This is a genomic window from Cytobacillus sp. Hz8 (genome assembly GCF_042263505.1).
Classification (GTDB): Bacteria; Bacillota; Bacilli; order Bacillales; family Cytobacillaceae; genus Bacillus_BE.
Map to the genome: position 1 here is coordinate 43,379 of NZ_JBHKFI010000002.1, position 21,616 is coordinate 64,994.

At 35.6% G+C, this 21,616-nt stretch carries 25 protein-coding genes; 20 read left to right on the forward strand and 5 right to left on the reverse strand.

What is annotated here, in order from left to right; translation table 11 throughout:
* Positions 1–108 precede the first annotated feature (108 nt).
* Genes pstC through phoU form a run of 4 tightly spaced genes read left to right on the forward strand, consistent with a single transcriptional unit; the run spans position 109 to position 3,450 of the window.
* A complete protein-coding gene (gene pstC / locus ACE38V_RS03180; RefSeq protein ID WP_375840122.1) occupies positions 109–1,014 on the forward strand; it encodes a phosphate ABC transporter permease subunit PstC in 906 nt (301 codons plus the stop codon).
* Positions 1,014–1,892, forward strand: coding sequence for a phosphate ABC transporter permease PstA (gene pstA, locus ACE38V_RS03185; RefSeq protein ID WP_375839710.1), 879 nt, complete (start codon positions 1,014–1,016; stop codon positions 1,890–1,892). Before pstC ends, pstA begins: the two co-directional genes overlap by 1 nt.
* 33 nt (positions 1,893–1,925) lie before the next feature.
* On the forward strand, positions 1,926–2,738 hold the full coding sequence (pstB, locus tag ACE38V_RS03190) for a phosphate ABC transporter ATP-binding protein PstB (RefSeq protein ID WP_375840123.1): 813 nt from the start codon (positions 1,926–1,928) through the stop codon (positions 2,736–2,738).
* A gap of 52 nt (positions 2,739–2,790) precedes the next feature.
* Positions 2,791–3,450, forward strand: a complete 660-nt coding sequence (phoU, locus tag ACE38V_RS03195; RefSeq protein ID WP_375839711.1) for a phosphate signaling complex protein PhoU — start codon at positions 2,791–2,793, stop codon at positions 3,448–3,450.
* A 26-nt stretch (positions 3,451–3,476) separates the two neighbouring features.
* On the opposite strand, the gene ACE38V_RS03200 is transcribed toward phoU, so the two are convergent.
* Both ACE38V_RS03200 and ACE38V_RS03205 read right to left on the reverse strand, forming a co-directional pair.
* The gene (locus ACE38V_RS03200; RefSeq protein ID WP_375839712.1) at positions 3,477–3,950 is read right to left on the reverse strand and encodes an aminodeoxychorismate lyase; all 474 of its coding nucleotides are present in this window, start codon (positions 3,948–3,950) and stop codon (positions 3,477–3,479) included.
* On the reverse strand, positions 3,943–4,332 hold the full coding sequence (locus ACE38V_RS03205; RefSeq protein WP_375839713.1) for a hypothetical protein: 390 nt from the start codon (positions 4,330–4,332) through the stop codon (positions 3,943–3,945). The genes ACE38V_RS03200 and ACE38V_RS03205 overlap by 8 nt, the downstream gene beginning before the upstream one ends.
* A 440-nt stretch (positions 4,333–4,772) precedes the next feature.
* Between ACE38V_RS03205 and ACE38V_RS03210 the strand changes: the two genes are divergently transcribed.
* The 12 genes from ACE38V_RS03210 to ACE38V_RS03265 all read left to right on the forward strand — a co-directional run bounded on the left by ACE38V_RS03210 (position 4,773) and on the right by ACE38V_RS03265 (position 15,737).
* Entirely contained in the window at positions 4,773–5,381 is a 609-nt protein-coding gene (locus tag ACE38V_RS03210) for a hypothetical protein (RefSeq protein ID WP_375839714.1), read from the forward strand.
* A 76-nt stretch (positions 5,382–5,457) separates the two neighbouring features.
* Complete coding sequence (rpmG, locus tag ACE38V_RS03215; RefSeq protein ID WP_375839715.1) at positions 5,458–5,607, forward strand: 50S ribosomal protein L33; 150 nt, start codon at positions 5,458–5,460, stop codon at positions 5,605–5,607.
* 69 nt (positions 5,608–5,676) lie between these two features.
* Positions 5,677–6,240: a 5-formyltetrahydrofolate cyclo-ligase gene (locus tag ACE38V_RS03220; protein ID WP_375839716.1), complete on the forward strand. Its 564-nt coding sequence runs from the start codon at positions 5,677–5,679 to the stop codon at positions 6,238–6,240.
* Entirely contained in the window at positions 6,237–7,022 is a 786-nt protein-coding gene (locus ACE38V_RS03225) for a DUF92 domain-containing protein (protein WP_375839717.1), read from the forward strand. Before ACE38V_RS03220 ends, ACE38V_RS03225 begins: the two co-directional genes overlap by 4 nt.
* A gap of 81 nt (positions 7,023–7,103) precedes the next feature.
* Positions 7,104–8,051 (forward strand): L-lactate dehydrogenase, encoded by a 948-nt coding sequence (locus ACE38V_RS03230; RefSeq protein WP_375839718.1) that lies wholly within the window; start codon positions 7,104–7,106, stop codon positions 8,049–8,051.
* 88 nt (positions 8,052–8,139) lie between these two features.
* Positions 8,140–8,328, forward strand: coding sequence for a hypothetical protein (locus ACE38V_RS03235; protein ID WP_375839719.1), 189 nt, complete (start codon positions 8,140–8,142; stop codon positions 8,326–8,328).
* 263 nt (positions 8,329–8,591) lie between these two features.
* The gene (locus tag ACE38V_RS03240; protein WP_375839720.1) at positions 8,592–10,124 is read left to right on the forward strand and encodes a rhomboid family intramembrane serine protease; all 1,533 of its coding nucleotides are present in this window, start codon (positions 8,592–8,594) and stop codon (positions 10,122–10,124) included.
* A 119-nt stretch (positions 10,125–10,243) separates the two neighbouring features.
* Complete coding sequence (locus ACE38V_RS03245) at positions 10,244–11,704, forward strand: spore germination protein (RefSeq protein WP_375839721.1); 1,461 nt, start codon at positions 10,244–10,246, stop codon at positions 11,702–11,704.
* A gap of 157 nt (positions 11,705–11,861) precedes the next feature.
* Positions 11,862–12,071: a YqgQ family protein gene (locus tag ACE38V_RS03250; protein ID WP_375839722.1), complete on the forward strand. Its 210-nt coding sequence runs from the start codon at positions 11,862–11,864 to the stop codon at positions 12,069–12,071.
* A gap of 33 nt (positions 12,072–12,104) precedes the next feature.
* On the forward strand, positions 12,105–13,079 hold the full coding sequence (locus ACE38V_RS03255; RefSeq protein ID WP_375839723.1) for an ROK family glucokinase: 975 nt from the start codon (positions 12,105–12,107) through the stop codon (positions 13,077–13,079).
* A gap of 187 nt (positions 13,080–13,266) precedes the next feature.
* Entirely contained in the window at positions 13,267–14,454 is a 1,188-nt protein-coding gene (locus ACE38V_RS03260; protein WP_375839724.1) for a M14 family metallopeptidase, read from the forward strand.
* 98 nt (positions 14,455–14,552) lie between these two features.
* Positions 14,553–15,737, forward strand: coding sequence for a YqgU-like beta propeller domain-containing protein (locus tag ACE38V_RS03265; protein ID WP_375839725.1), 1,185 nt, complete (start codon positions 14,553–14,555; stop codon positions 15,735–15,737).
* Between the two features lie 59 nt (positions 15,738–15,796).
* Here ACE38V_RS03265 and ACE38V_RS03270 read toward each other — a convergent pair whose 3' ends face one another.
* Positions 15,797–15,970: a DUF2759 domain-containing protein gene (locus tag ACE38V_RS03270; protein ID WP_375839726.1), complete on the reverse strand. Its 174-nt coding sequence runs from the start codon at positions 15,968–15,970 to the stop codon at positions 15,797–15,799.
* Positions 15,971–16,275: 305 nt separating this feature from the next.
* Between ACE38V_RS03270 and ACE38V_RS03275 the strand changes: the two genes are divergently transcribed.
* A complete protein-coding gene (locus tag ACE38V_RS03275) occupies positions 16,276–16,911 on the forward strand; it encodes an MBL fold metallo-hydrolase (protein ID WP_375839727.1) in 636 nt (211 codons plus the stop codon).
* 151 nt (positions 16,912–17,062) lie between these two features.
* Entirely contained in the window at positions 17,063–18,133 is a 1,071-nt protein-coding gene (locus tag ACE38V_RS03280; RefSeq protein ID WP_375839728.1) for a class I SAM-dependent methyltransferase, read from the forward strand.
* A gap of 36 nt (positions 18,134–18,169) precedes the next feature.
* Here the strand turns inward: ACE38V_RS03280 and ACE38V_RS03285 are convergent, their stop codons facing one another.
* Both ACE38V_RS03285 and ACE38V_RS03290 read right to left on the reverse strand, forming a co-directional pair.
* Positions 18,170–18,415, reverse strand: a complete 246-nt coding sequence (locus tag ACE38V_RS03285; protein ID WP_375839729.1) for a DUF2626 domain-containing protein — start codon at positions 18,413–18,415, stop codon at positions 18,170–18,172.
* A gap of 84 nt (positions 18,416–18,499) precedes the next feature.
* On the reverse strand, positions 18,500–19,201 hold the full coding sequence (locus tag ACE38V_RS03290; protein WP_375839730.1) for a helix-turn-helix transcriptional regulator: 702 nt from the start codon (positions 19,199–19,201) through the stop codon (positions 18,500–18,502).
* Positions 19,202–19,479: 278 nt separating this feature from the next.
* Here ACE38V_RS03290 and comGA point away from each other — a divergent pair, with 278 nt between their 5' ends.
* Together comGA and comGB are read left to right on the forward strand one after the other, a co-directional pair.
* Entirely contained in the window at positions 19,480–20,550 is a 1,071-nt protein-coding gene (comGA, locus tag ACE38V_RS03295; protein WP_375840124.1) for a competence type IV pilus ATPase ComGA, read from the forward strand.
* On the forward strand, positions 20,492–21,565 hold the full coding sequence (comGB, locus tag ACE38V_RS03300) for a competence type IV pilus assembly protein ComGB (RefSeq protein ID WP_375839731.1): 1,074 nt from the start codon (positions 20,492–20,494) through the stop codon (positions 21,563–21,565). The genes comGA and comGB overlap by 59 nt, the downstream gene beginning before the upstream one ends.
* The last annotated feature ends 51 nt before the right edge of the window (positions 21,566–21,616 follow it).

The following is a 21,616-nucleotide window of genomic DNA, read 5'->3' on the forward strand; positions in this document are numbered from 1 at the left end:
ATGAAATGGGAGAAGAATTGAGAGGCTCTTGATAGCTTCTCAATTCTTCTTGTGGATGAATTGGGGGCCTTCAATTTGGAAAAAGCAAAAAACTTTTCTGTGCAGGAAATGATTCAAGAGAAAAAAAGGAAAAATGGAAAAATGAATTTGGAAAAAGGCATTCCATTTTTGCTTTTAGTAATCTCCATTGTATCGATATTAACGACAATTGGAATTGTTTTCACATTAATATTTGAAACTTTTACCTTTTTTGATCAAGTATCTATTAAGGAATTTTTAACTGCGAAAAAGTGGTATCCATTTTCAGAAACAGAAGGTACATTTGGAATTTTACCTCTAGTTTCTGGGACGGTAAAGGTTACAGTCATTGCGACGATTGTTGCGGTACCGATTGGACTTTTATCGGCCATATATTTGAGTGAATATGCATCTGAGCGCACACGAAGAATAATTAAACCGATATTAGAGGTTTTAGCAGGAATCCCAACCATAGTATATGGGTTCTTTGCCTTGACCTTTGTAACACCCTTATTACAGAAAATGATACCAAGCTTAGAAATATTCAACGCGTTAAGCCCTGGTATTGTTATGGGAATCATGATTATCCCAATGATTGCATCTCTTTCAGAGGATGCATTGTCATCTGTTCCTAGCTCTCTACGTGAAGGTGCGCTTGCCATGGGTTCGACTAAGTTTGAGGTTTCATGGAAAGTGGTAATGCCTGCAGCGATTTCCGGTATTATCGCATCCATAGTTTTGGGAATCTCTCGTGCGATTGGAGAAACGATGATTGTCGCAGTTGCAGGGGGATCGACTCCAAATTTAGGTTTAGATATAACCAGTTCAATTCAAACCATGACAGCCTATATTGTACAAGTGAGCGCGGGAGATGCTGGGTATGGAACAACCATTTATTATAGCATTTATGCTGTTGGCTTTACCCTTTTCCTCTTTACGCTTGTTATGAACCTACTTGCACAGTTTATTTCACGTAAGTTTAGGGAGGAATATTAATGAAGTTGATCGATCATTCCCAAGTCATCAAAAGGACGAATAGAAGATTGGTTTCAAATCGATTTTTTAAAACCTTTACCTTCGTCTCAACCCTTTTTGGGTTGATGATCTTAGCATTATTATTATATCGGTTATTCACTCAAGGATTTGGTTATTTAGATTTACAATTTTTGCAGAGTTTGCCTTCTAGAAAACCAGAGTTAGCCGGTGTTAAAACGGCATTAATCGGTACGGTTTGGCTCATGGCAGTTGTTGCCCCAACATCTTTAATATTAGGCGTCGGTACAGCTATATATCTTGAAGAATATGCAAAGAAGAATCGTTTTACCGATATTATTATCGTGAATATCACCAATTTAGCTGGTGTCCCTTCCATTGTTTTTGGATTATTAGGGTTAACGATTTTTGTAAAATTATTTGCCTTCGGAAGTAGCGTACTTTCAGCCGGTTTAACGATGAGTTTATTAATTTTGCCTGTTATTATCGTGTCTTCTCAGGAAGCGATTCGTGCGGTCCCGAAAGAAATGAGGGAAGCTTCCTATGGAATGGGGGCAACAAAATGGCAGACTATTGTCCGAGTCGTTTTACCGGCAGCAATTCCAGGGATACTTACGGGGGGAATCCTTGCTCTTTCTCGTGCAATCGGAGAAACAGCACCGTTAGTGGTTTTAGGTTTACCTCTATTCCTGGCATTCTTACCGCGGTCTGTTTTTGATACCTTTACGGTGCTTCCAATGCAAATTTATAACTGGACAGGTCGTCCACAAGTTGAATTTCAAGACTTAGCTGCGGCAGGAATCATTGTATTAATAGTAATGTTAGTTGTAATGAATTCAATTGCAGTGGTTATTCGAAATAAATTTCAAAAACGATTCTAAAGTCTAACAGGAGGAAAAAGGATGAATGCGATGATGGAGAAAATGATTACTACCAAGGTCAAGCAAACGGCGATGAGTCATCAAGTGGAAAAAGAAAGTGTATATCAAACGAAACAACTGAATCTATGGTACGGGGATAATCACGCGTTAAAAAATATCGATTTAGATATTATTGAAAATGAGGTTACTGCGATTATTGGTCCATCCGGATGTGGAAAATCAACTTATATTAAAACTTTGAATCGAATGATTGAATTGGTTCCAAATGTGAAAACAACAGGTGAAATCCAATATCGCGGAAGAAATATTTTTGACAAAACGTACGGTGTTGAAGAGCTCCGAACAAAGGTAGGGATGGTCTTTCAAAAGCCAAACCCATTTCCAAAATCCATTTATGAGAATGTTGCGTACGGACCCAAAATTCACGGAATCAAAGATCGAAAAATACTTGATCAAATCGTGGAAAAAAGTCTTAGAGGTGCTGCTATTTGGGATGAAGTAAAGGATCGATTAAATGAGAATGCGCTTGGTCTATCTGGTGGTCAGCAGCAAAGGCTTTGTATGGCTCGTTGCTTAGCTATCGAGCCGGATGTCATTCTCATGGATGAACCAACAAGTGCGTTAGATCCCATTTCAACCTTGAAAATTGAAGAGCTTGTACAAGAATTAAAGAAAGATTTTACGATTATTATCGTTACACATAACATGCAGCAAGCAGCAAGGATATCAGATAAAACTGCCTTCTTCCTTAATGGAGAAGTAATTGAGTTTTCCCAAACAGATAAGATCTTTTCTAATCCAATGGATAAGCGGACAGAAGACTATATCACAGGACGTTTTGGGTAAAAATAGTGAAAGTTATTTCATATCTGGAAAAGGAAGAAATGAGGGAGAATCCATGCCAGTTAGAGAAAAATTTCAGTTTGATTTAAGTGAATTACGAAAAAAAGTCACAGAGTTAGGGATATTTGCAAATGAAGCATTAAGGTATTCTATTGAAGCATTGGAAACTCAGGATATTAATAATGCATTAGAAATTATTGATAATGATACTAAAGCAGATGTTCTATATGAAGAAATTAATGATTTTAGTATTTTATTAATCGCGAAACAACAGCCTGTTGCGATTGATTTAAGAAGAATAATTGTTGCTATCAAAATTGCTTCTGATTTAGAAAGAATCGCGGATTTTGCGGTCAATATTGCGAAATCGACAATCAGAATCGGGAAGACAGAACTTATAGATTCCATTGTTCCAATTAGGGAAATGTTTGAGAAGACATCGGAAATGATTCAAATTGCGATAGAAGCATTTAATGAAGAAGATGTAACAAAGGCTAATTTAGTGGTTGATATGGATGATGCGGTGGATGATTATTATGGGCAGATCATTAAACAGCTTTTGCATTCGAGTCAAGATAAGCTGGATACACTACCACAAATAACACAACTCTCTTTTGTTTGCCGTTATTTAGAACGCGCAGCAGACCATACAACAAATATTGCAGAAAGCGTCTTTTATCTCATAAAAGGGAAGCATTACGAAATAAATAGTTGAAAGCAAAAAGCTAAAGTAGAAATACTTTAGCTTTTTGAAATGATTTTTGCGATTTGTTCCAAGCTCATCTGATCGGTTAATGGGAACTTTCCTAGTTGGATTTTTGTGCTATAGTCATGTTCACTCATGTAATTTGTCAGTTTAGCCTTATCCTCAATAATCCCTTGATTTTCTAAAATCGTTGCAATTTCTTCTGAAGACATGCCACTAGTGATTACTAATTGATAGGTAATCTCCTTTTTTTTATTCGTGGCTGTTTTTTGCTTCGTGCTATTTTTTTGGGCATTTTCAGATTTTGGCTTTGTGCTTGACTGATTTTTAACCAAATCGTCGTATTTTTCTTTTGTTAATATGACATAATTCTTTTCTTTTAAAAAGGAAATGGCATCAGAAGCTGATAAGGTCTTATTTTCATGATGAAAAAGATAATAATAAGATGCGATGATACATACAGTAAAGAAAATTCCAAAAGAAAAGGCTCTTAATGATTGCTTATTCATAGGAGTTTCCCCTTAACATATAATTTTGAATAATGGATTGGACATCCTCTTGTGAAAGGGAGGACTGCTTTGAAATTTGCTCAATAGACAAACCTTGTCCGGCTAAAGAGATGACTTGGTTTTTGATAATTTCATGAATTTGTTTTTTTCCTTGTGAATAGGTGGAAGCTGTATTAGGAAATGCTGTCATGTCATTTTCAGATACTAAAAGCTCTTCTTCTAAAACTCGTAATTTTTTTTTGATTTGATATAGCTCTTGCAGTTGTTGCATAGAAAGCTGGTCGACATCTTCTTTTAAAGATTTAACGGGATCCTTTGCGAAAATGGATAGGATACATAGGATTACAGATAATGCAAGTAATCCAAGGAATAAAGATTGCATATATTTTTCACCCTCGTGTTTTTCAAGATCAAATTATTTGCCGGAAAAAATTGGACAAACTCATTTTAACATGTTAATCGACAAATTTCGATATCGATGTTGATCTCATAGAAAATACAGTAATATTGTCGCATTTTAATTGGAAAAGGCTGCTATATGTGTCGATTTTTCATAAGTTCAGCCATATTTTTTATTTTTATTATTTTTTTGTGCATTCGTTCTTATGTATAGCAAAGGGGTTACAGGTTACGACAAAATGCGTTTATTGTGACTTAAGCGCAACAATGCTAACATTAACTTATAAAAAGTTATAATATTTTGTTTATTGTGAACATATGCCGGTGATTCATGAATGAGTACAGACAACTAGTTCTTTGCGTTATAAAAGTTTGTCATTTTGGAGGAATCTGAAAATACGTGATAAAGTAGGTGAAAGAAAGATGGGTATGGATATGTATGTGAAAAATATCGTAGACTTTCCTCTTGTGAAACAAGAATTAATCACTCAAATCGGAATATGGGTAGATGGGAAAGCATTTTGGTTAAAATCTGTAAACGAGAAAATATTGATAGAACAGGGCATTTCGCTTCAAATTAAAAAAGACCATTTTCATTCTAAAATATATTATTATGGCATATATCTAACCAATCATATGTCAAAAGATCGTGACGTACAAATTTTATTTATGCATCAGCATAAAGAGGCAACAAAGGACCATTTTTCCTTTATTTCACCTTCTGAAAATGTCATCTATCACTTAGCCAATAACAAGGTTTATTTAGTAAATGGAGAAATTGGCGGTCGTGTGGAGGGACAGAGAACGGTTCAGCCTTATTGGAATTTTTATAATGATTTATGTTGGAGAAATCTTGATAAGGGGATTCTCCAATATCGTCCTATGGTTAAAGGGGCTGCTGTGAGTTTAATGTCAATTGGTGCAAAGATTCCGCCTAAGAAAACCATAAAAGGAAGCTCATGGGTCATTATGGATGAGCGAAAATTGGAATTGGAACGATTAAATAAATTATTCATTAAAAAAACGGACTAGCATTTCCATTTGAAAAATGATATTATAGAAAAGTCGTATGAACGAACTAGTGCTTAATAGTTTGGAGGGAAATTACATGCGTGTAAATATTACGTTAGCTTGCACTGAGTGTGGAGATCGTAACTATATTTCTAAAAAAAATAAACGAAATAATCCAGATCGTCTTGAGCTAAAAAAATACTGCCCAAGAGAAAAACGTTCTACTCTACATCGTGAAACAAAATAAGCAGTGGGATTCTTCCTACTGTTTTTTTTATACAAAAAAATAGTTTTTTGGTAATAAGAGGTGAAGAAGATGTTGGATAAAAAACTCTTAAGGAAAGAAATTCAAAGGAAGCTTTCATCCATCCCTAAGTCTCAATATGAACAATTATCATCTATGGTAGCAAGTCATTTATTTAAAGATGAGGATTATCAAAAGGCTGAAACCGTGGGCATTACCATTTCCAGAGCACCTGAGGTTGATACATACAAAATAATTTCTAGAGCTTGGAAAGATGGGAAAAAAATCGTAGTTCCTAAATGTAATCCAAGGGAACGCACTATGATCTTTCGTGAAATTCAATCTTTTGATCAGCTTGAAATGGTTTACTACGGATTGCTTGAACCTATCGTAGAAAAAACGAGAGCGGTTGAAAAGAAGGAGATTGAATTACTCATTGTTCCCGGACTTGGTTTTACTCCTGATGGTGGAAGATTAGGTTTTGGCGGCGGATTTTATGACCGTTTTCTGCAGGATTTTCGTAATCCTTTATTAGCACTTGCATTTGAGGAACAGATTGTATCCCAAATTCCAATGGAATCTCACGATATTAGAATTCCCAAAATTATTACTGAAAAAGGATATGTGAAAAGATGACTGATGTCCTTTTTTCAGCTCTATTTATAATCATAACTGCAGTTAGCGGGTATTTATTGCGTTTCTTGACTATTTCAGGGATGTGGGCAGCAATATTTGTCGGCCTCATTGTTTTTTTTAGTCTTGGGATAGATGGCCTTTTGCTCATGGGTCTCTTTTTCGTCAGCTCTAGCATCTGGTCCAAATATAAAAGAAGACAAAAAAATAAAATTGAAGAGATGCATGCAAAAGGCTCTCAAAGGGATGTGCAGCAGGTTTTTGCAAATGGAGGTATGGCAGCAATAGCTTGCCTAATTTATATAGCAACGAAAGATTCGTTATGGATCCTTGTTTATTGCAGTGCAATTGCTTGCTCTAATTCAGATACATGGGCTTCAGAAATCGGTTCATTAAGTAAAGATGAGCCCGTTTATGTTAGAAATTTCAAAAAGGTTTCACCAGGGACATCAGGCGCAATTAGTTTTATAGGTACGTTGGCCGCTATTATTGGATCCTTTTTCATCGCAGTTGTCGCGTATTTCTTATTTCACCTTTCTTTTTCCAATATGCTTAGCATCCTTTTGTTTGGTTTTCTAGGAAATGTAATAGATACTTTATTTGGGGCTTTTTTTCAAGTACAATATATTTGCTCCCAGTGTGGATTAGTGACGGAAAAATCATTACATTGTGGAGAACCAACAAAGGTGAAAACGGGATATGTCTTGTTCAATAATGATATGGTAAATTTTCTCTCAAGCTGTTCTTCCGCTTTATTTACGTTCATCTTTTATCAAATCTCTTAACTTTATGTTTAATACTTCTCATGTTTAGTTTAAAAAGAGTACATAATAATAATGAGGTTAATTGTGAGGGAGGATTTTTGAATGAAGGATTTTGTGAACAGAGTAGTTTTAGTAGGGACAGGTGCAGTTGGCTCTAGCTATGCTTTTGCTCTACTTAATCAAGGTGTAACTGAAGAGCTTGTTTTGATAGATTTAAATGTCGATAAATCTGAAGGGGATGCAATGGATCTAAACCATGGGCTACCATTTGCGCCTTCCCGGACGAAAATATGGTTTGGAGATTATTCTGATTGTAAATCGGCTGATATTGTGGTGTTAACCGCAGGGGCTAATCAAAGACCTGGGGAGACACGCTTAGATTTAGTTGAAAAAAATACGAAAATCATGAAATCAATTGTTGAAGAGATTATGGCAAATGGATTTGAAGGAATTTTTGTTGTTGCTTCAAATCCGGTTGATATTTTAACATATGCAGTTTGGAAATATTCAGGAATGCCAAAAGAAAGAGTCATTGGATCAGGAACGATTCTTGATACCGCCCGCTTACGATTTTTATTAGGAAAATATTTCGATGTCGATACTCGAAATATTCATGCCTATATTATTGGTGAACATGGAGATACTGAGCTTCCAGTATGGAGTCATGCGGATATAGCTTGTGTTTCTATCTATAATTGGATTAATCAATCTGAAAAGTTTAAAAGAGACGATTTAGATGAAATCTTTATGAATGTTCGTGATGCGGCTTACCATATTATTCAAAGAAAAGGGGCCACCTATTACGGAATTGCCATGGGGCTTGTTCGTTTAACTAAGGCAATACTCCAAAATGAACACTCGGTTTTAACGGTTTCTACCTATTTAAATGGAGAATATGGGCATAAAGATATTTTCATTGGAGTTCCAGCCGTTGTGACGAGAAAGGGTGTTCGAGAAATTGTGGAAATTAAGTTAGATAAGGAAGAAAAGGAGAAGTTTAATTACTCGGTCGAGGTGTTGAAAAAAACGATGGGTCCTGTTTTAAAATAGGATTTCTCTTAAGACAATTTTCCAATAATTACAGATAAATATTCAGGCATCTTCTAACCAATACTATCCATAGAAGGGAGGAATGAAGATGTCTCGATGGATTTCTATATTGCTAATTGGAATTGGCGGATTTTTTTTATTTCAGAGACGTTATAAATTAATGAATTCCGTTCTTGCTAAACCGTTGATTCGAAAATTTTTCGTTTCTTCATTCATGAATTTACCGGGTGTAAGAAATAAGATGATCAATACGTTTTTTTCAAGACAACCGATATAATCTTAATCAAAAGGGCTTGACTTCAGGTGAAATTTAGCAGATAATTCCACTCTGCTATTGTATTCGTTCTGAAGTCTAAAGTCCTTTTATTTTGGAGTGCTTCTAATACTTTTACAATTTATATATAAAAAGGTTATGATGAAAATAAAATAATAAAGACTAGGAAGAGGATGGTCTTCTTAGCATTTGAAACAACCAAAACAGACTTCTTTAGTTTGTAAGGTTAAAGTCAAGGCAAGGTCCAAGTGAAAGTAGGGGAAATTTTGAATACACAAGAGTCTTATTTATTCTGGAGATTGGCACATTATTTTATTGCTGTTCAGCAATATAGAATCATTCAACTATCGAAAGATCAAAATGAGCTATGGCTAGAAAAGATGGAGAATAAACGAGCAAGGGTCATTCGTTTACTTTGCCATAATTTAGATTGGAGCAATTGGCTTCAAAGGGATATTGAATTAACCTCTGCAAATGGAGAGAGTATCCGGAGACAATTAAGAAAAGGAGAATTAAATGTATTAAATTTATATTTTTCTGAATATCCCCCTGTTGATGATTATCAATTTCGAATGGAGAAACCTTTTATTAATCCTCAAAGTAATAAAACACAGGTCGAATCGATCCTTTTTACAAGAGAAAATCAGATATCATCATTGGAGAAGTTAAGTCAACTATTTCAGGATCGATTATCGTTTTCGATTCCAGAGGATATTTCTGAAGATGAAATCGAAAAGGTTAAATCTGCGGCTTTAACTATAGCAGTAAACAAAATAAAAACTGAAAAATCAATGTTTGAATTTGGCAAACCTTTATTTACATATGTCTTTTTGGCGATTCAAATTATTATTTATCTTTTGATGGAAATAAGCGGTGGAAGTACAAATACTAATACCTTAATTAAATTTGGGGCAAAATTCAATCCACTTATTCTTGATGGTGAATGGTGGCGCTTTTTCACACCTATCTTTATACATATTGGCCTACTGCATTTATTTATGAATAGTTTAGCCTTGTATTATTTAGGCATTACCGTTGAAAAAATCTTTGGTCGGATTCGTTTTATTTTCATCTATTTGTTCGCTGGCTTTTGCGGTTCTTTGGCAAGCTTTCTTTTTAGTCCGAACCTATCGGCTGGAGCAAGTGGAGCTATCTTTGGCTGTTTCGGAGCACTGTTATTTTTCGGGCTCATGTACCCAAAGTTATTTATGAGGACGATGGGTCTTAATATCTTTATCGTCATTGCGATTAACTTAGCTTTTGGTTTCTCCATGGAAGGTATCGATAATGCTGGTCATGTAGGGGGATTAATCGGCGGTTTCTTAGCAACGGGTATCCTACAATTTCCAAAAAAGAAGAAGTGGCTGCAACAGGGGGCTTTTTTCATCCTCTCTGCTGTTCTATCTATTAGCATGTTATATTATGGTTTTCATCATCGAACAAAATTACTCGATGAGCAGTCCACTTTGTATTTGGCACATGATTATATTCAATCCAATGAATGGAAAAAAGCGAAAGGATTGCTAGATGAGTATATTGGAGAACATACAGATTCGGCTGATAGTTATTTCTTGCTTTCTTATACAGAAATCAAAATGAATCAAGTGAATTTGGCAAAAGAGCATCTGCTTCAAACCATTGAATTAGAACCGAATATGGATGAAGCCCATTATAATTTGGCCTTAATATATGCTAATTTACATGAACTTGATCAAGCAAAGAAATATGCTAATAAGGCAGCTGAAATTGACCCGGATAAAAAGGAATATCAAGATCTCGTTCAAAAACTTAATCAATAAATAAAATTTTCACCTAGGGTACGACCATGAACTACGAGGAAATTAGTATGATTTCCTTGATTCTTGTCAAAGATGTTTTATGTTACAAGAAAAAAGTGGAAGTATTCTTGAGGTGGATTATGGAGGAGAAAACACAGACCAATGTATCGGGCAATTACTATAAGAATGTAAATTATCTAAAGGATGAACTAGGGGTCGGAAAAAACTTTGATATCATCCATTTAGATCTCGAATATGCGGAAACGAAAATGTCGTTATTTCTTGTTGATGGACTTGTAAAAGATAATCTCCTTCATTTATTGTTAAAGTTTTTAGCGACGGTTAAGAAGGAGCAATTAGATGCAAATCTATTAACAAAGTTAATGAAGACCTATATTCCTCATATTGAAATTGAAGCAGTAGATGATTTAGATAAAGTGGTCGATCTTGTATTAGCAGGACCAACTGCAATGGTGGTTGAAGGCATTGATCAAGTCATTGTCATAGATGCAAGAACATATCCTGCACGTAGTCCAGAGGAACCAGACATTGAAAGAGTCGTTCGCGGTTCTCGCGATGGATTTGTAGAAACATTAGTATTTAATACGGCACTTACTCGCAGAAGAGTGAGAGATCGGACTTTACGAATGGAATACCTTCAGGTTGGCAGAAGATCAAAAACAGATATCGTGGTTTGTTATTTAGCCGATATTGCTAATCCGGAGATTGTGAAACAAGTGAAAGATTCCATTTCTAAAATTGATACCGATGGTTTGCCGATGGCAGAAAAAACGGTAGAGGAATTTATTTCTGGCAGGCACTGGAACCCGTTTCCAATGATTCGCTATACAGAAAGACCGGATACGGCAGCAACTCATCTTTTCGAAGGTCATGTATGCATTATTGTTGATGGGTCTCCTAGTGTTATGATTGCACCAACAACTTTTTGGCACCACCTACAGCATGCTGAGGATTATCGAAATAAGCCATTAGTAGGTGCTTATCTTCGAATGGTTCGATTTATTGCTGTGTGGGCTTCGATTTTTTTGCTTCCTTTATGGTATCTTTTTGCAATTGATTCTAGCTTGCTCCCAGCTACATTAGACTTTATTGGTCCTAATAAAGAAGGAGAACTCCCGCTTATTTTACAATTTTTAATGATTGAAATTGGGATCGATATGCTAAGAATGGCTGCTATCCATACCCCATCCTCCTTGGCCACAGCGCTCGGGCTAGTGGCTGCATTAATGATCGGTCAAGTGGCTGTTGAAGTTGGATTATTTATTAATGAAGTAGTTCTCTATTTAGCGATTGTTGCGATTGGTACCTTTTCTACTCCAAGTTATGAACTAAGTCTTGCAAATAGAATTGTTAGAATGATCCTGCTTATCCTGACTGCAGTGTTTCAAACATATGGCTTTGTTTTGGGTGTAGCAGGGCTTTTCATCCTTTTAATTAGTATGAAATCATTTGGAGTCCCCTATTTTTGGCCGTTCATCCCATTTAATATTCGAGCGATAAGAGATGTGTTTTTACGATCGCCTATCCCTTTAAAAAATAGGAGACCTAATATATTACATCCAAAGGATCCTGATCGCTAAAGATGCATTATTTATGATTGAAAGACAATAATTTCCCAGACTGTTCTAATGAGCAGTCTGTTTTTTCATATTAGCAGCTTGAGGAGAACACTAAATTAGATTATACTTTTAAATGAAAAATGACTGATTACAAGTATGGATAAAATCGAGGGTTAACATGAAAAGTATATATGATATACAACAATTATTAAAAAGGTTTGGGACAATTATTTATGTTGGGGATCGAATCGGAGATTTAGATTTGATGGAGTCTGAAATTAAAGAACTTTATCAGGCAAATTTTATCGAACCTATTGAATATCAAACCGCGATATTATTGATTAGACATGAAAGGCAATTTTTGTTAGAGAAAGAAAAGAAAAAATAAAGGCCTAAAGTACTTCAAGGGAGTGTGTTATGGATGAGTGAGCAATGGCTATTAGGTGTAGATTTGGGTGGAACAACTACCAAATTGGCTTTTTTAAGTCAGAATGGTGAAATTCTATACAAATGGGGAATTCCTACTGATAATTCTAATGATGGTCAAAATATTACCATTAATATTGCTGAATCGATGGAACAAAAGCTAAGTGAATTAAAGCTAACAAAGAGCCATCTCCTTGGAATTGGAATGGGGGCACCTGGTCCAGTTAATTATGAAAAGGGTATCATCTATAACACAGTAAATTTAGGCTGGCCAGATCATTATCCATTGATGGAGATGTTGCAAAAAGCAACATCATTACCTGTTGCCATTGAAAATGATGCGAACTGTGCAGCGGCAGGTGAAATGTGGAAGGGTGCCGGAAATGGGTCAGCTAACGTTCTTTGTGTCACACTTGGTACAGGAGTTGGTGGTGGAATTGTCGCGAATGGCCAAATTCTTCAAGGCTATCGCGGTGCAGGTGGTGAAATTGGTCATATCACTTCCGTAACAGAAGGTGGTGCACGTTGTGGCTGCGGCAAAACAGGTTGTTTAGAAACTGTTGCTTCAGCGACAGGAATTGTCAGGATTGCAACAGAAGAAATACAATCAAAGAAGAATACGTCAGGGAGTTTATTTGACCTCTATCAATTAAACGGAAGAATATCAGCGAAGGATGTTTTTGATTGTGCAAGCAAAGGTGATGCGAAGGCGCTTTTTGTTGTTGAACATGTGGCCCATTACTTAGGCTTAGCGCTTGCTAATATCGCGTCAACTGTGAATCCGGAAAAAATAGTACTTGGTGGAGGAGTTTCACTGGCTGGAGATGTATTGCTGAAGCCTGTCCAAACATATTTTAACAAATATGTTTTTCCACCAATCAAGGATTATACATCAATTACCCTTGCTACTTTAGGAAATGATGCCGGGGTGATTGGTGCAGCGTGGCTGATTAAAAATCACTTGAAGTAAGGTCTATATTGAGAATTTTGATAAAGGTCTAATAATCTTCTTCATGATATTAAGAAAAATGGTTCCTTCATGAGAAGATTTTGTTAGACCTTTTTCCATTCACCCATTAAAAATTGGATTCCAAGTGCAAAACTCCATTTTCCTCTAATATGTATGATATGAATAGCAAAAAAGGGAGGAAGGCTTTATGGAGGTATTTTTTCGAGATGGAGATAGCTTGGATTATTATGCTCAGCTTTTTGGAATTTCGTTAAATTTATTAAGAGATTCGAATAGCAATATTGATTTTTCACAAATGAAAAGTGGTCAACCCATTCAAATACCTGGTTTTGCTTTAGAGCATCACATGCTTGGGATAAATGATCAGCTTTATTTTTTGGCAGCAGAAAGAAATTTATCTCTTGATGCTATTAAGCTTGTCAATCAAGATTGTCATTTTGCAGAGCTTATGATTGGCTCCAACATCTATTTGCCAAAAAGAGTTAATCGAGCTGTTGTAAATCGGAGGAGGGCATATGATTATTCTGCTCTTACAGAAGATATCGAAGCTTTAAATGCTCTGTACCCATTTATTCGGATAAATGAGATTGGAAAGAGTGTTTTAGGGAAATCCATTTATGAATTGCGCTTAGGAAGGGGACAAAAGAAGGTGCATATGAATGCTTCTTTCCACGCAAATGAATGGATTACCTCTTCTGTTCTTATGGAATTATTAAATGCCTTTCTACTTACTATGATGAATTTTCAAAAGATGAGACATATTAATACGGCAGAATTATATGAACTCGTTGATCTGTCCATTGTTCCGATGGTCAATCCAGATGGGGTTAACCTTGTGATTAATGGTTTACCGGAACAAAACAGTCGAGAACTGATTCGAATGAACGATGATAATCAAGATTTTTCAGGATGGAAGGCTAATATCAGAGGAGTAGATTTAAATAATCAATTTCCTGCTAATTGGGAGATTGAGAAGGAAAGAAAAATACCACAATCTCCTGCCTTTAGAGATTATCCTGGAGAAAAGGCACTGTCAGAGCCCGAAGCAATAGCAATGGAAAAATTAGCCGAAGATCATCCGTTTTCGCGTGTCATTGCCTTTCATACACAAGGAGAAGAGTTTTACTGGGGTTATGAAGGGAAAGAGCCAGTAGAATCATTCATGCTTGCATCTGAGTTTGAACGGTGGAGTGGCTATAAATCCATTCAAAACGTCGACAGTCATGCAGGTTTCAAGGACTGGTTTATTCAAACCTTCAGAAAACCAGGCTTTACGATTGAATTGGGGAGGGGAATTAATCCGTTACCACTATCGCAATTTCCGGAAATCTATCGTAAAGTGGAAGGAATTTTTCTAGCAGCGCTCTATTTGTAAGCTTTTAAATAAAAATTGTAAAAAAATACAAATTCATGAAACATTTATATGATTTATACGTAGAACAAAAGAAGGATAATTTGTAAGTGGGTGTGGAAATGAAATCGAAAATAAGTAACGATAAAGCGAACTTTCTTTTTTTGTTTATGATAATCATAGTTTCCGCACTTTTAATCGCTAGTGGTTGTGAACGCAATAAGGAATTTGTGTCTCATAAAGCAAATAAAGAGAAAAAAACACATGAAATAAATAATCAAGTCGTTATGAAAGACCCTATTGTCCTAGAGGACAGAGATTTTTATTCTATTTATGGCTGGTTGGATGATCATACGATTTTTTTTACGACAGAAGAAAATCAGGGTGGAAGTGTTTATGAGTATGACTTGATAAATGGACGAAAAAAATTACTCTATAAAAGTGAATACCCAATTGTGACAGCAGCAGCCAGTTATTCGAAAAAAAGGATACTCTTGCAGTCTTCGAAGTCTTCCTATATGGGGATACTTACGGTATTGGACAGAGGAGGAAAGGTATATTTTTCTAAAGAAATCCCATCAACAGAATTATCATTTGAGTGGAATCAATATGATGAGGATAAGCTTCTAGTATCAGCTTTTAAAGAAGATTGGTCATTTCAATCTTTTCTTGTGAATGTGGTTGATAATGCTTGGACTCCTTTAAAAATAAAACAGCCATTTGCTGATTGGTTAGATAAAAATGAATTGTTGTATTTAGATTGGGATAATGACAAGCTTTCTTTGTTTGCCCCTTTGATTAAAATGAATTTGGATGATGGGAATACGAGCAAGATAGAAGATCATGTTTTTCAGGTTCATACGCTTCATGATCATCTTCTGACTATAACCGTTAATGAAAATGATAGGGAGCATGCCATCTATTCTTTTTATACAGATTCGTTAAAAAAAGTGAGATCGATCAAACTTTTTCAATTGACGCGGTATTCTGATTGGCTAGTGCCATTTTTTGATTATGATGTAATAAATTCCCGGTTTATTACGTTTCAACCCTTAAATAGTGGTGATGTTGATTTCTACAATAAAGGATTTCAGCTTGTTTCCTATTCCTTAAAAGATGATAGTCAGGAAATGATATTAGATGATATGAAAAACGAACCTTTAAGTTGTTCTCCGAGTGGCAATTACTGTTTGTATGGCAATTATTTAGAGAATTTAATCGATATGAAAACAAAGAAAATCATGAAATTAGTAAAAGAAACCTCAACTGAATCAGGAGAGGTGAAATCAATAGAGAGAGCTTCGTAAACAAAGCGAGAGTAGAAAAATAAAAGACTGCCAAGGGGCAGTCTTTTAAGCTTTTCATATCACTGAGCTGCTGGAAATCCGGAATGAACAATCGTCATAATCGCAAACCAACCGAATACAGCAACCGCTCCAACACCAAATATAATTCCAGGTACATTTTTGTTTTTAATTGCACTAAACGCACCGTATAAAGCGAGAAGAGCAACTAGCATAAAAATGATAACAAGTCCCATTAAGAATGCCCCCTTTTTGTTTTAATCAGCAGTAAACTAGCCTATGTGAAAATAATTTCAGGCATCGTACCTTTGTGTTATAGCTATTATGTACACTCGAATCTATTTTATAATTTTTTTATTTGTTTGTCGAGGTGAAAAAGTGACACTTCTTTGTCAAATGGGCACACTATTTTGAAAATTGTATTAGGATCAAGAGAGTTTCCTTCTAAGAAGTTAATCGAAGGGTGAAGAAGTGTTTTTTGTATTCATTTCCGAAATGAATAGTGTAAAATAATACTTAATCTAAATTATGGAGGTGCCTGATGGAGTATATTCAAATCCCTCTTGGACCAATACAAACGAATTGTTATATTGTAAAAAACGAGAATCAATCCTGCCTAATTTTTGATCCAGGTGCTGAAGGGAATAAACTGATACAGTTTCTAAAAAATGAAGGATTGAACCCGGTGGCGATTTTATTAACGCATGCCCACTTTGATCATATTGGGGCCGTTGATGATATTCGAGATTACTTCCAAATTCCAGTTTATTTGCATGAAAATGAAGCGGATTGGTTAGGAAATCCTGATTTGAATGGATCTAATTTTTTGACCCACGATTTGTTGATCAAAATAAAACCTGCTGATTATCTTCTAAAAGGGGAGAAGGAACTAAAGATTGGCGATTTCTCATTCTTTAGTTATGAAACCCCTGGCCATTCACCAGGGAGTCTTTCCTATTATTTTCAAGATAGCCGTTACGTTATTTCAGGGGATGCTTTATTTCAAGGAAGCATTGGCAGGACAGATTTAGTTGGCGGCAACCATGACCAATTAATTGAAAGTATTCACGCAAAGCTTTTAACCTTAGCTGAGGACACCATTGTTCTTCCGGGTCATGGACCTTCGACGACGATTGGCATGGAAATGGATTCTAACCCTTTTCTTAATGGATTTTAAACCATAGAAAAGCCCTTCTTTAATGAAGAAGGGCTTTTCTGGGGGATGTTCTATTCATAATAATGGGAGGGAATCTAGTTAAGCTACTAACTTAACAATATAACATAGATAACACTATGTCAATAGTGTAAAACAAAAAGAAGGGAAAAATATGCAAAATTACCTGAAAAGTAAAATTTTACAATCTCCTTCACAACAAATTACATATGCAGATTTTATCCATGAAGCACTATATCATCCAATGATGGGCTATTATATGAGAGAAAGTGAAAAGGTTGGGCGAGCAGGAGATTTTATCACCACCAGTAACATATCTGATATTTATGGAAAAGTGATTGCCCGTTGGTTTGCCAAGCTAGTGGAAGAAAAGGGGATATTTCCTGCTGTTTTGGAGATTGGTGCTGGAAATGGAAGGTTTGCCAAGTCTTTTATTGAAGAATGGAAACAAATAGAGGAAAAACCTCTCCAATATTTGATTTTGGAAGCGAGCCCCGATCATCAGAAACGGCAGCAGGAAATCATTCATTTTGATGAAAATATTAAACAAGCTGCTTCATTAGCTGACTTTAAGTCATTTAAAGGTATGGTTTTTTCTAATGAACTATTTGATGCTCTTCCTGTTCATGTCATAGAGAAGCATCATAATCAGATTATGGAAGTCATGATAGCCGTTGAAGAAAACGAACTTGTTGAAAAGCTTGTTCCGCTCAAAAATGAAGCTATTCTAAACTTTATTGAAAGAAATGCTCTCAAGCTTCAGGATGGACAAAGGATCGAAATTCCTCTTGCCATGCTGGATTTAGTTAAAAATATTGCGAAGACCCTCGATCAGGGAATCATCGTGACGGTTGACTATGGCTATACAAATAAGGAATGGATGGAGCCTATGCATAAAGAGGGGAGTTTGCGTGGCTATCACAAACATAGACAATGGAATGATGTGCTAAAGCTTCCTGGTGAAATGGATATCACTAGTCATGTCCATTTTGATTCCTTGATCCGGGCTGGTGAAGAAGAAGGTTTATGCTTTTATAAAAAAATGAGGCAGGATGAATTTTTTCTTTCAATAGGTCTTTTAGAAGAACTACAAACACATGCGGATCCTAATCCGTTTTCAGAGGTAAGCAGAAGAAATCGCGCCATTCGCAGCTTAATTATGCCTGATGGAATAAGCTCGTTTTTTCATGTCATTATTCAATTGAAGGGAATTGACGAGATATAAAAAAAGCGATGGGAAACCCATCGCTTTTCTTGTAGATTATTCGGCTACAGCACCTGGAATCATCATGAAAGTTGTCCAGTATGTAAAGCCAATAAAGAAAACAGTTAAGTAAGCTCCAAAGACATAAATATACATGCGTTCGGAAAGCTTTAAGTAGCTTAAAAGCAAGAAAAATCCAGTTTGACCAAAGAAAATTAAGGACGTTGTGTACATTCCTCCTAAAAAGAACATAACAGCAAAAATCCCCGTCCAGAATCCTAGTACTCTGTACATACGATCCATATGTATCTATCCCTCCTTTTCCCCTACAAATCCATCATACAATATTATAAATGAAAACTCTGAAAAGTAAACAACCGTTTGTAACTACTTTGTGACGAATGCATTATAGGCACAGGAATCACAGCCACCCATAATCATGTTTTGCTTTTCTTCTAATTCAAATGAATCAAATAGAACAGAAAACATTCCTTTTAAGAACTCAATATGCATGTTGCAAATGGTTGATGTATGCTCTTCAGCAATTTCCTTAAATGGACAGTTGAAAATTTGAAAATAGATTTTGGACTCTTCTTCGTTTATTTCAAATTCTGGATAGAATCCAGCAATGGTGGAAGCATGTTTTAAAATATTTATTTTTTGTTCAAAGGACAAATTCGAATTTTGATGAAGACGATTTATTTCCTGCTCGATTACTTCCATACCGAATTTTTTACCTGTATTATATAGAGCTTTTTTTCCAACCTCTCCAAGTGAAACCATTGTTTCAATCGCAATTTTGGAAAGTAGTTGATAATCTCTAAATGGGAAATTTAATTGGATTACATCATCAGAGAGACGATATAATCTGCTTGGGCGTCCACCTTTTCCTGTTTTCTTTGTTTCAGATTTAAGCATATTGACATCTTCTAGTTTTGATAAATGTAAACGTGCAACATTTGGATGAATATTAAAACTGTCTGCGATTTCTTGAACAGTAACGTCTTGATGTCTTTTTGTAATGTATTGATAGATATAGTATCTTGTTGGGTCTGAAAGGACATTTGTGATTCTTAATGTTTGTTCCAATTGATTCACCTCAAGGCTCAGGATTAATTAAATTCATTATAATACAGCAAAAAATGGTTAACACTGTAAACACTATAAGTTTAGAAAATGTTCACAAATAAATGGAGAAATCTTGAACTTACATTTTTGGAAACTATATTACAATAATAGTGCTAGAATAGGGAAATTTCCTTATCTTTTTGCGAGAAAAAATGAAAAAATTATGAAATTAAGAAGGAAAATGGAGAAACTTGTCGAAATATTATAAAATTCCCAAAAAAAGGAGGTGCTTGATGAAATTGGCTTCAATTGAAATTTTGGCAGATCGAATTATGAAAGATGCAGTGCGAAACAGTGCTTCAGATGTCCACATTATTCCACGACAGAAGGATACTTTGGTTCAACTGAGAATTGCTAATAAATTACTGCCACGATTATATTTGCCCCTTGAGGAATGTGATCGCTTGATTTCTCACCTAAAGTTTAAGGCACAAATGGATATTGGAGAAAAACGGCGTCCGCAAAGCGGTGCATTCTCCCAAAGAATTGATGGCCACAATATAGGATTACGCCTATCCACCCTTCCTTCTAATAACCACGAGAGTCTAGTTATTCGAATTCTCCCGCAGCAAGAACAACTTCCTTCTTTTCAACTATCTCTTTTTCCAACCATGACAAGAAAATTATTAGCCCTATTAAAGCATGCACATGGTCTGGTCATTTTTACTGGTCCAACAGGCAGTGGAAAAACGACAACCTTATATTCACTGCTCAATGACTCGTCACATATGTATCATCGTAATGTGATTACCCTAGAGGATCCGATTGAAAGATACTATGATTCCGTGTTACAGGTACAGGTAAATGAAAAAGCGGGTGTGACGTACTCAACAGGGTTAAAAGCGATTTTGCGCCATGATCCAGACATCATTATGGTTGGGGAAATTCGTGATAGTGAAACGGCAAGAATTGCTGTTCGGGCAGCCTTGACAGGACATTTAGTATTGAGCACGATGCATACGAGAGATGCAAAGGGGGCTATTTATCGGCTTTTGGAATTTGGGGTTAATCGGTTGGAAATTGAACAAACCCTTATTGCGATTACAGCGCAAAGATTAGTTGAATTAACTTGTTCCTATTGTAAGGGTGCCTGCTCTCCACTTTGTTTTACTTATGGAGACTCAAAAAGAGCAAGTGTCTTTGAATTATTAACGGGAAAAGCCTTATCGTGTGCCTTAAAGGAAGCAAATGGAGAAAAATGTGATTTTCACTACTCAACATTAAAGGAAATGATTAGAAAGGGGGTCGCACTTGGTTTTATTAAAGAATCTGAATACGATCGCTGGGTATTTGAAGAAGAGAAGGAATAAATGGTCTGTTGAAGAACAGGCACAATTTCTAAAGCGAACAGGTGAGCTTCTTTCAAGGGGCTATCCACTTGCTGAGGCAATTGAATCGATTACCTTTCAAATGCCCATGATGAAAAAGAAAGATATTACTCAATGTTTAAGCGAATTAAAAGAAGGCTATCCCTTCTACAAAATTTTGTTTGATTTAGACTTTCATTCCACATTAATTGGCTTTGTCAATTTTGCCGAAAAGCACGGTGATTTAGCGACTGCTTTTCAGGATGGGAGTGAGATGATGTTAAAAAGAGTTAGGGATATGCAAAAATTAAAAAACATCTTTATTTATCCCATCTTTTTAATCTTTATTACCGCTTTCCTTTTTGTTTTTGTTGAAAAAATATTGCTTCCAAGATTTTCTATCCTCTTTCAATCCATGAAAATAAAAGAAAATTTTTTTACCACGATCATATATGCATTTGGCCAATCATTTCCACTGTTTGTATTCCTTCTCATTGCATGTCTCTTTGCCATCCTCTCCTATTATTTCCTTAAATTTCAGCACTACTCAAAAATGTATCAGAAAAAAATAATCACTTCTATTCCGATTATTGGATCATTCTTTAAATTATTATATACTCACTATTTTTCAGTTCAGCTTAGCTATTTATTAGCAGGAGGATTATCTATAAATGAAGCTTTAACGATTTTTGAAGAGGAAGAGCAAAGATTTGAGCATGAAATGGGACTTGAAATTAAACAGTTATTAACAGCAGGGCAAAAATTAGAGGATATCTTATTACAGTTTACATTTTTTGAAAGAGAATTATCCGGCATTGTTAAACATGGGCTTCAGAATGGAAAACTTGATCAGGAATTGCATTTTTTCGGAAAATACTGTTTACAGCAATTTGAGGAAAAAACGAATAAACTTCTCAAGAAGATACAACCATTTTTATTTTCCATTATTGGCCTGTTAATTGTATCGATGTACTTAGCTATATTATTACCAATGTTCCACTTACTTGATGGTATTTAGAAAGGAGTTAGTGTGAAAAATTACTATTTGTGCCGACAGCGGTAGCGGCGG

Bases quoted from the DNA above. Each gene is read 5' to 3' on its own strand.
- pstC (WP_375840122.1), top strand. From the start codon at position 109: ATGATTCAAGAGAAAAAAAGGAAAAATGGAAAAATGAATTTGGAAAAA.
- pstA (WP_375839710.1), top strand. From the start codon at position 1,014: ATGAAGTTGATCGATCATTCCCAAGTCATCAAAAGGACGAATAGAAGA.
- pstB (WP_375840123.1), top strand. From the start codon at position 1,926: ATGGAGAAAATGATTACTACCAAGGTCAAGCAAACGGCGATGAGTCAT.
- phoU (WP_375839711.1), top strand. From the start codon at position 2,791: ATGCCAGTTAGAGAAAAATTTCAGTTTGATTTAAGTGAATTACGAAAA.
- ACE38V_RS03200 (WP_375839712.1), bottom strand. From the start codon at position 3,950: ATGAATAAGCAATCATTAAGAGCCTTTTCTTTTGGAATTTTCTTTACT.
- ACE38V_RS03205 (WP_375839713.1), bottom strand. From the start codon at position 4,332: ATGCAATCTTTATTCCTTGGATTACTTGCATTATCTGTAATCCTATGT.
- ACE38V_RS03210 (WP_375839714.1), top strand. From the start codon at position 4,773: ATGGGTATGGATATGTATGTGAAAAATATCGTAGACTTTCCTCTTGTG.
- rpmG (WP_375839715.1), top strand. From the start codon at position 5,458: ATGCGTGTAAATATTACGTTAGCTTGCACTGAGTGTGGAGATCGTAAC.
- ACE38V_RS03220 (WP_375839716.1), top strand. From the start codon at position 5,677: ATGTTGGATAAAAAACTCTTAAGGAAAGAAATTCAAAGGAAGCTTTCA.
- ACE38V_RS03225 (WP_375839717.1), top strand. From the start codon at position 6,237: ATGACTGATGTCCTTTTTTCAGCTCTATTTATAATCATAACTGCAGTT.
- ACE38V_RS03230 (WP_375839718.1), top strand. From the start codon at position 7,104: ATGAAGGATTTTGTGAACAGAGTAGTTTTAGTAGGGACAGGTGCAGTT.
- ACE38V_RS03235 (WP_375839719.1), top strand. From the start codon at position 8,140: ATGTCTCGATGGATTTCTATATTGCTAATTGGAATTGGCGGATTTTTT.
- ACE38V_RS03245 (WP_375839721.1), top strand. From the start codon at position 10,244: ATGGAGGAGAAAACACAGACCAATGTATCGGGCAATTACTATAAGAAT.
- ACE38V_RS03250 (WP_375839722.1), top strand. From the start codon at position 11,862: ATGAAAAGTATATATGATATACAACAATTATTAAAAAGGTTTGGGACA.
- ACE38V_RS03255 (WP_375839723.1), top strand. From the start codon at position 12,105: ATGAGTGAGCAATGGCTATTAGGTGTAGATTTGGGTGGAACAACTACC.
- ACE38V_RS03260 (WP_375839724.1), top strand. From the start codon at position 13,267: ATGGAGGTATTTTTTCGAGATGGAGATAGCTTGGATTATTATGCTCAG.
- ACE38V_RS03265 (WP_375839725.1), top strand. From the start codon at position 14,553: ATGAAATCGAAAATAAGTAACGATAAAGCGAACTTTCTTTTTTTGTTT.
- ACE38V_RS03270 (WP_375839726.1), bottom strand. From the start codon at position 15,970: ATGGGACTTGTTATCATTTTTATGCTAGTTGCTCTTCTCGCTTTATAC.
- ACE38V_RS03275 (WP_375839727.1), top strand. From the start codon at position 16,276: ATGGAGTATATTCAAATCCCTCTTGGACCAATACAAACGAATTGTTAT.
- ACE38V_RS03280 (WP_375839728.1), top strand. From the start codon at position 17,063: ATGCAAAATTACCTGAAAAGTAAAATTTTACAATCTCCTTCACAACAA.
- ACE38V_RS03285 (WP_375839729.1), bottom strand. From the start codon at position 18,415: ATGGATCGTATGTACAGAGTACTAGGATTCTGGACGGGGATTTTTGCT.